Source organism: Waterburya agarophytonicola KI4 (assembly GCF_020640915.1).
Lineage (GTDB): Bacteria > Cyanobacteriota > Cyanobacteriia > Cyanobacteriales > Xenococcaceae > Waterburya > Waterburya agarophytonicola.
Window position 1 is genome coordinate 48,786 of sequence record NZ_JADWDC010000028.1, and the last position, 8,599, is coordinate 57,384.

Sequence of the window (8,599 nt, forward strand, 5' to 3'; positions counted from 1 at the left end):
GTACCCGAACCTAAACCAGTACCCGAACCTAAACCAGCACCCGAACCTAAACCAGTACCCGAACCTAAACCAGTACCCGAACCTAAACCAGCACCCGAACCTAAACCAGCACCCGAACCATCATTACGCGATCGCTTGAGAGATATTCCTTTACCAGATCGCAAACCTGCTGATTTGAGAAATATTCCCCTACCAGATAAACCGAATTTTAATAACTAATTTTTCAATTAAAAAAAAGCAAAGTTTTACTGAATTTAGGTTTTAATTGAATTGCGAGATCGACCCTAAAAATTAGATTTTAAAAGATGTCTTGATATTAAATTATTTAAATTATTTAAGTTCCTTAAATTCCTTAAATTCCTTAATTTGAAGCATTGTAAAAATGATAATTGTATTTATTGATTAATGTTGCCATATATCTTATATTGACTTTAGTAGTTAAAAATACGGAACAAAAATTTTAAGCTGGTATAAGATGATTTTACAAATTAAATAAATAGATTTAGTTATTGTCAACAACTAAAAGTCTTAGACTAAATCTAATAAATTCAGGAAAATTACTCAGACTTTAATTTGTTTGTGGCATTAATGCTAGCAAAAAACATTTTTTCTTAAATTATGAATAATTCCATGACAGAGTCCAAAGTTTTAAGACCAAGACCAGTTTTAATGACTCCAATTAGACGTTGTGGTAGTCATGCACTTCGCTTGAGGCTAAATCTATCGCCAGATTTTTACTCTCCTTACCCATTGCATATTGTCGATTTTATGCCTCTGGTAAAATTATATGGAGATTTGAATAATGACTGGGCATATTTTCAGCTAGTTGTTGATTTAATAGGACTACAAAATGCAACTATGATCAAGTGGGATGGAGTGGCACTAGACCCTGTAAAGATTTTTGAGAGTATTAAAAATCAGTCTCGCAGTCCCCATCGAGTTGCTTGGGAAATGTTGTTTCAAGCAGGCAAAAAACATCAAGCAAAAGTTGTGATGGACAAGTCTTTAGACAACGTACATTATGCAGAAGAATTAATCGATTTGTTCGACGATTTGCTGTTTTTAAATGTAGTTCGAGATCCCCGCGCTCAAGTAAATAGCATTAACAAAGCCATCATTCACGATTACGATCCGCTATTGAATACGATGTCTTGGGTTAAAGCTCACGATCGCATTCAAAGCATCATCAAAAAACATCCTGAAAAGGTCTTGACCATTAGATACGAGGACTTCTTAAACAACCAAGAAGCTGTCTTGTATAAAATTTGTCAGTTCTTTGGTATCGAGTTTTTAGATTCCATGATGGATGTTTCTGGCTCAACTGAAGCCAAAAATATTGCAGTTTTATCCGCACTTTGGGAGACAAATAGTTCCGCACCCATTCCTGCATATATAGATAAGTTCAAGCAGACAATGAGTACGAAAGAGATAGAAATTATCGAAACCGTTGCAGGGGACTATATGGATTCTTATGGATATGAAAAAATGACCCCTGCTGCTGCTGATATTAGCCAAAGCGCGATCGCTCAGGCAAAAAAACGTAGCGCACCTAAAAAACAAGAAGCTTGGTCAGAATTGAAAAACAAAGATCCTCGCGACTATCAACTAAGAAAATTTCGCGCTGACTACCTAGAAATGGTCAAGGGAAGACTTCTAGAGCAACAAATAGAAGTATTAAATCGTTTTGAAAATGCTCCAACCAAAAGCATTGCTTAAAGGTTAATCTGTCTTCAATCACTCCATCGCGATCGCTCTAACTACTGGTTATAGTTGCAAAAAATCAGCATCGAGCAATCTTAGCTTGACTATTGCAGATATCAAAAAAACATATCTGTATAGATAAACTGTGACAATTTTCCCACGAACACAGATATACAGGCGATCGTTAGTCCGACTATTTACTCAATCAAATATCTACCCTTAGGAAAAATCAGTATCATGGTTCAAGTTGCTGCTACCACTACTCAAACAGAACTTAATTTCGATCAACTTCAATTAGAATACGAGACTAAAAGTCCCCGACAAATTTTAGAATTCGCCCTAGCTAAATTTGATAATATTGCCATTTCTTTTAGCGGTGCGGAAGATGTTGTTTTGATTGATATGGCTTCTAAGATTACCAAAAATCTTCAAGTATTTTCCATAGATACTGGTCGTCTACATCCTGAAACCTATCAGCTATTTGAACGGGTTAGAGAACATTACGACCTCGAACTAGAAATTCTTTTTCCTGATTCCCAGCAGGTAGAAGCTTTGGTTAAAGAAAAAGGAATGTTCAGTTTCTATCAGAATAATCACAAAGAATGCTGCGGTATTCGTAAAGTAGTCCCGTTACGGCGTAAGCTAGCTAAGGTTGAAGCTTGGATTACTGGTCAACGTAAAGATCAAAGTCCCGATACAAGAGCAAATATTCCTCTAATTCAAATGGATACAGCCTTTTCTACGGAAGACCATAAAATCGTCAAGTTCAATCCCTTGGCTAATTGGTCATCGGAGCAAGTATGGAAATACATACGTCATTTCAACGTTCCATACAATAAGCTTCACGAAAAAGGATTTGTCAGTATTGGTTGCGAACCTTGTACCAAGGCTGTACTACCCAATCAACACGAACGAGAAGGTCGTTGGTGGTGGGAAAATGCTGCGGAAAAAGAGTGCGGTTTCCACGAAGATAACCTAAAAAACTAGAGCATTATCGATTATTTAATGGAAAGTTTAAGCTGGTTGATTTTAGCCTTCGGAGGTGGAATTTCAGGAATTTTAGCAGGACTATTGGGAATTGGAGGGGGTTTTATTATTGTCTCCCTCTTGGTAGCTTTAGCCTATTCTCCCATTCAAGCTGTCGCTACTAGCAGCCTAGTCATTATTTTAAGCTCTAGTGCGGGTAGTTTTTATAATTGGCGCAGGGGTTATTTAGACTTAAAAAGAGTCTTATATATCGCTATCCCCGCAATTTTAACGGCGCAGTGGGGAGTTTATTTTGCCACCAAAATACCCCCCTATGTTATACTGATTATCTTTGGCTGCTTTTTATTAGTTAATATGCTGCTTATTAGGCTGCGCAAACATTTGGTAGCTCAAGATAAACATCAATCAACTTCCTTCAACCCTATAGTCGCTAAAATTGCGACGGGTAGTATTGCTGGGTTTTTGGCAGGTTTGTTAGGAGTTGGTGGTGGTGCAATCATGGTGCCTTTACAAATGCTATTACTCAACGAGGATATAAAAGTAGCGATCAGGACGAGTTTGGGTGTAATTGTGGCTGCGACGGTTTCTTCCTGCGTGGTTCATGCAAGCCAGGGTAATGTTCTATTTGTACAGGGATTAATTTTAGGTACTGCGGGAATGTTGGGGACGCAAGTTGGCACGAGAGTATTGCCCAAGCTACCAGATTCTTTGATTAGCCAGATTTTTAGTTTGTTTTTGGCAACTATGGCTATAGTTAATTTTTGGCAAGCCTGGAAAAGTTATATCAGTACGTCAGTTTTTGAGTAATTAATATCGAGATTAATAGTTTGAGCAAGAGTAAAAAAATGAATATTATTATGGTAAAAAAAATTAGACCAGACGGAAGTTTGTGTCGTAAATCAGCAGAAGTATCGGAAAAATTACAACAGCTAAATTTAAGCGATCGCATTAACCGAGTTGTCTTTGCTGACGAGAGAGAATTCTTCAGCCCTGGGTTAGAATTAGCTCGCCAACATGGGGTCACAGCAGCACCGTTTTTTGTGGTAGAACAAGAAGATTCAACCCAGGTATATACTAAATATTCTCGCTTTTTCAAAGAAGTTTTGGGACATCAAACTTCAGAAACCGAAGAGATATCGGAAATCATGGCTCAACATTCCGACCTCGATTTTCTTTAATTTCAAGAGTCTAAAGATCTAAACTTAATTGGAGATAATTAGAAGCAACAGGAGATAAAATAGATTGACTAGAACGATCAAGATCGCCAGACCAAAATAAAGAATTACCAGGGCGTTGGCGATCAATGTTTAACCAATGAGTAAATACTCGCTCTCTTTTATCTTCTGGGGTAACTATTTGATATACTCTGACTCTTTTTTTGGCGACGCTTTCATAACGCATGCATTTTATTTTGCAGCCAATTTTGTTGAGTAAACGACTAACAATAGTTATGGGACTATAGTTTTTGGCAATGCCAAGATTGAGTATGGTTTTAATTTCACTACGGTTAGTATGAGCGATCGCAGCTAAAGACTGCAATTCTGGATCGGTGTTGCGTAATTCTCTAGATATATCTTGCAATAAAATAGGAATACCCATCAGTTCGAGAGTACCAACAATTGCTCCCAATTGAGAATTATTAAAATCAGGTAAAAATAAACTACCATTGCCTTGTTCGATTAGCTTACGCGCCATCTTGGTGTCCCGATCTGCTAAATAAGGACGACCTACCGTTAAGAAATAATGCAGCCTAATTTTTTGATACCATCCTTCATCATCCAATGATACAAGCTCTGGAGTAATCGGCAGGTGATAGCGTTCTTTAAGTTCGTGTTTGCGGAGTTTACGACGCTCTGCGATCGATTTGATCAAGCGTTTTTTTAGGGTTTGGTATTGTTTGTCATTGAGACTGGGAGAATTGGCGATCGCACTACATTCTGCTTGATAGTTTTGAGTGCTAATTTCGGTAATTGCTGCAACCAAACAATTGTCTGTTTTGACTTTCGATCGTTCAAATTTGACTTTGGCAGCATCAACTATCTCATGTCCTTCGGCTTTTAGTCCCGCTAAAATAGAGTTGCGGTAATTAATCGCGCCTGCATTAAAACGCACTGCCATTTTTGCCCAACACAACAAAGATTCCGCTTGAAAACCCGTGTCGAGGTCATCAAGATAGGTAAAGTCTGATTGCTGTAGCAAACGAATGTTTAATTGAGTAAAGCGTTGATTCGAGCTTAATAATCCAGGGATGGAAGTCGAACCATTGCCAATTTTATTAAAACTATAAGCAGCACACCACAGATGGCGAGGAACATTTTGTCGCAGACGAGATAAAGTCTGACGCACTGCATTTTCCGCTTGAATTCCTTGAGCGATCGCCCAAACAGAGGTAAAATGGTCTTTGAGATCGATAGATATCCCCGTTTCAATCGAAGGACTAGCGATGATCGCATCATATTGCCACAGTACCTCTTCCAATTTGGCAATGCAACCATAAGCGGGATGGCTGGGATCTGCTAAAGATTCCGAATCAATTCGCAGAATCTTTTTCTGAGGAAACTTCTGTTTGAGATAAGCTTCTAGAGTTTGGGTACTCCATTTACTAGTCAGCTTTTGTGCGGAAAGACAGACAAAGGGTTTCCCCCCTTGTTGAAGATGATTGGTTAAATTGCTGACTAATTTCTTCGGACTTTTGCCTTCATAATTATATACTTGCCAAAATACGTCGCGATCGCCTTGCCAAATATTTTCTACGATATAAGGCTGTATTTCCATACCTGACAAAGAAATCAAGTAATCAAGAGCAATATCACTCAAGTCTGCATCTGCTATATATACCTGTCCTCCGTCTCCCAGTACATTTTGCATCAGGGTTTTGAAACACTTCAATATTTCTACTCGACGCTCTTTACAGGTACTAGAATTCAAAGTGTGCCACAATACCTGTTCTACTTCATCAATAATTACAAGACTGTTTGACCAGTCTTGGGGGTCGAATTTTGCCTGAGACGAACTATGTAATGAATCAATACAAAGACCATAACCCGCAAAACTAGCATCAGATGAATTTGCTTCTGTAACATATTGCAAGTTAAACCTTTTACACAACTGTTTAAGTAACTGTACTCGATGTCCGATGACTAAGATCTTTTGTCCGCGAGCGATCGCTTCTGCTACTATTTTAGCTAAGGCTTTAGTTTTTCCCGTACCTTTGGGAGATTTGATCCCAATTAACTTAGTCTGAGGCGGAATATCTAACTCTGGTAAATAACGACTGTTTACTTCAATATCTGTTGAGTAGGTTAAATTAGTCCAAGATTTTGCTTTCCAAGTTGCCAAATCTAAGGCATCATTATAAGCCTGAGTAAAATATTCTCGACCGCGTTCGACAATTAAATCATCTACCCCCTTCCCCAGACTAGGTTTCCAAGTTACTACCTTGACCTGACAACCAGCTTTTTCTAATAAGTAACCAGTCTTCTTAATTGCTGCATTTACTGCCTTAATTGTTTTTGGTTTAGAATCGCGATCGAATACAAGATATACTACTCTTCCTGGTGTAGCCAGTTTAGCCAATTGAGGAATTAAATGAGACTTTCCGATCCGTTTGCCACGATCGTCTTTAGGAGTACGATAGCCATTATTGATCCCAGGTAAAGCCACCGTAGGATAACCAGCAGACAACAAAGCACCAGCCTTTTTTGCTCCTTCAGTAATACAAAGAGGCACTTCAGGATGATTCCCCAACCACTGCCAAAAACCCAAGTCCGCACTCTGGGATTTAATATCCGATTCGGCGATCGCTATTTTCAGAGAATCCGCTATATTTTTCCATAAACTAAAGGGAACTTTGAGAGCGAATAAACCCGTGGCAGCTTGGGGAGGGTGTTCGTATTTAATAACTTTATTGCAATTATTGCGGGGGCGATCTGGTTTAAAACAGCCCCAAATATCTTCTTCACCACTCAAAACATCTATTCCCGAACACCACCAACCACCAGCATCAGTATGGGCGTAACGTTGAAGAAATCCTTGACTAACTCTGCCATCATTTCGTCTGGGGATAGAATTGGAATAGAGGAGATATTCGCTGGGGGAAGTCCCTTCTAGAGCAACTACGTTTAATTGAGTCAACTCCTCGCTTACTCCACTTGCTTTCCATTCCCGTAAATGATCCATCGTTACTAATTCCTTGCTCTTGAAGAATCAGTATCATACCACTGTATATAGTGCATTAATTAAAAATATACGTAAAAAAACACTATATATAGACATTAATATATATCGTTACCTTATCAATTTGAGCTGGAAAGGTAGTCATTTTAGGTAGAGATGAGTCAAAATCTGGATAACAGCGAAGTTGTACCCATACCAAAAAATTTTAGACGAATTGAAAATTGTGAAACCATATCATCAAATTCCAATTAAAGATTGTGGCGAACCTTTGATTGCAATACCTCTAAGCAATTTTGCGGTAGAATTGCCCCATCCTTACGTAAAATTGGGAGCAGAATATGGCGAACGATCCCCCTATTGCTTGCGCCAAGGAGTTGTCAAAGCCTTACTCCAAGCACAATTTATACTTGAGAAACGCTATCCCCATTGGAAAATTAAGATCTACGATGCTTATCGTCCTGTAGGAGTACAGCAGTTTATGGTCAATTATACCTATGAAACCTTGGTCAAAAGCCATAATCTTCCAGAGAAACAGCTATCAGCACAACAACGTCAAGATTTGTGGGGTCAAGTATATCAACTATGGGCAGCACCTAGCCTAGATCGCAAAATGCCACCGCCTCACAGTACAGGGGCAGCAGTAGACGTAACTATTGTAAACGATCGCGGAGAGGCTTTAGATATGGGGGGAGAAATCGACGAACTATCGGAGCGATCTCATCCAGACTATTATATCAGCGATCGCGATGGCGAAAATCAACAATATCATTTTAACCGTCAATTACTCTACCGAGTTATGACTAAGGCTGGCTTCTGCCAACATCCAAGAGAGTGGTGGCACTTTTCATTAGGAGATCAAATGTGGGCTTGGTTGCGCGATCGCAATCAATTAACAGATAAAAGCGTTCAAACTGCCCGTTATGGAAGAGTATGACAAGATTATTAAATAAAATCGCGATCGGTAAATTTGCTGTTAGGATTGTGGTTGTTAGAGCAATAAAGTTTGATTTTATCGTGGGCGCGTGGCTCAGGGGATAGAGCAACAGATTCCGGTTCTGTAGGTCGCAGGTTCAAATCCTGCCGCGCTCGTAAGGTATTGTTGTACATTAAAGCTTTATTTGTCAGATTTAAAGAATTAATGTCACAAAATTAAATGGCTCGAACGATTTTACGTCGCTTGAGCCATTTTTAGGTTTAGATTTATTCAAAGTGTCAATATTTTGGTTCAAAAAACCAGATTTAAAGAATTAATGTCAAAAAAATTTTGTCTAACTCCTTATGTACCCTACGGTTGGCAAGATAAAGAAGTTAAGGAGGGATGGGTAAGTAATCAAAGCAGAAGAATCAATGTTCTAGGATTATTAAATAGAAAAAATGAACTGTATTCGTATGTTTTTGAAAGTAGAATCAACAGTGATATTGTCATCAAGTTTCTAGATAATTATGTTCAAAAGATAGAAAAAACGACGGTTGTAGTCCTAGACAATGCTCCAATTCATAGAAGTAAGGCTTTTCAGAAAAAGATTAGTGAATGGTCTGAGAAAAAACTAAAGATATTCTGGCTACCTACTTATTCACCACAGCTAAACTTAATTGAAATTCTTTGGGGATTTATGAAATACGAGTGGATTGAATCTCAGGCTTACACTAGCTGGAATAACTTAGTTGAGTATGTAGAAAATATTCTTAAGGACTTTGGGACAAAATATACAATTAATTTTGCCTAGGTACTTAT

At 38.4% G+C, this 8,599-nt stretch carries 7 protein-coding genes, 1 tRNA gene and 1 pseudogene; 8 read left to right on the top strand and 1 reads right to left on the bottom strand.

The features are described 5' to 3' along the window. The 5 genes and pseudogenes from I4641_RS12410 to I4641_RS12430 all read left to right on the top strand — a co-directional run. Nucleotides 1-219: pseudogene (locus tag I4641_RS12410) on the top strand (energy transducer TonB); the annotation flags it as partial. Nucleotides 220-630: 411 nt separating this feature from the next. Then, nucleotides 631-1,716: a sulfotransferase family protein gene (locus tag I4641_RS12415; RefSeq protein WP_229640848.1), complete on the top strand. Its 1,086-nt coding sequence runs from the start codon at nucleotides 631-633 to the stop codon at nucleotides 1,714-1,716. Between the two features lie 222 nt (nucleotides 1,717-1,938). Further along, nucleotides 1,939-2,688 carry a phosphoadenylyl-sulfate reductase gene (locus tag I4641_RS12420; RefSeq protein WP_229640849.1) on the top strand — a complete coding sequence of 250 codons (750 nt, stop codon included), beginning with the start codon at nucleotides 1,939-1,941 and terminating at the stop codon, nucleotides 2,686-2,688. Nucleotides 2,689-2,706: 18 nt separating this feature from the next. Beyond that, entirely contained in the window at nucleotides 2,707-3,495 is a 789-nt protein-coding gene (locus I4641_RS12425) for a sulfite exporter TauE/SafE family protein (protein ID WP_229640850.1), read from the top strand. Between the two features lie 38 nt (nucleotides 3,496-3,533). Continuing rightward, nucleotides 3,534-3,866, top strand: coding sequence for a hypothetical protein (locus I4641_RS12430; protein ID WP_229640851.1), 333 nt, complete (start codon nucleotides 3,534-3,536; stop codon nucleotides 3,864-3,866). A 10-nt stretch (nucleotides 3,867-3,876) separates the two neighbouring features. Here the strand turns inward: I4641_RS12430 and I4641_RS12435 are convergent, their stop codons facing one another. After that, entirely contained in the window at nucleotides 3,877-6,867 is a 2,991-nt protein-coding gene (locus I4641_RS12435) for a plasmid replication protein, CyRepA1 family (protein WP_229640852.1), read from the bottom strand. Nucleotides 6,868-7,087: 220 nt separating this feature from the next. On the opposite strand from I4641_RS12435, the gene I4641_RS12440 reads away from it, so the two are divergent. The 3 genes from I4641_RS12440 to I4641_RS12450 all read left to right on the top strand — a co-directional run bounded on the left by I4641_RS12440 (nucleotide 7,088) and on the right by I4641_RS12450 (nucleotide 8,591). Further along, nucleotides 7,088-7,798 (top strand): M15 family metallopeptidase, encoded by a 711-nt coding sequence (locus I4641_RS12440; RefSeq protein WP_229640853.1) that lies wholly within the window; start codon nucleotides 7,088-7,090, stop codon nucleotides 7,796-7,798. 82 nt (nucleotides 7,799-7,880) lie between these two features. Next, nucleotides 7,881-7,953, top strand: a tRNA-Arg gene (locus tag I4641_RS12445). A 131-nt stretch (nucleotides 7,954-8,084) separates the two neighbouring features. Further along, on the top strand, nucleotides 8,085-8,591 hold the full coding sequence (locus I4641_RS12450) for an IS630 family transposase (protein WP_229640854.1): 507 nt from the start codon (nucleotides 8,085-8,087) through the stop codon (nucleotides 8,589-8,591). Nucleotides 8,592-8,599 lie beyond the last annotated feature (8 nt).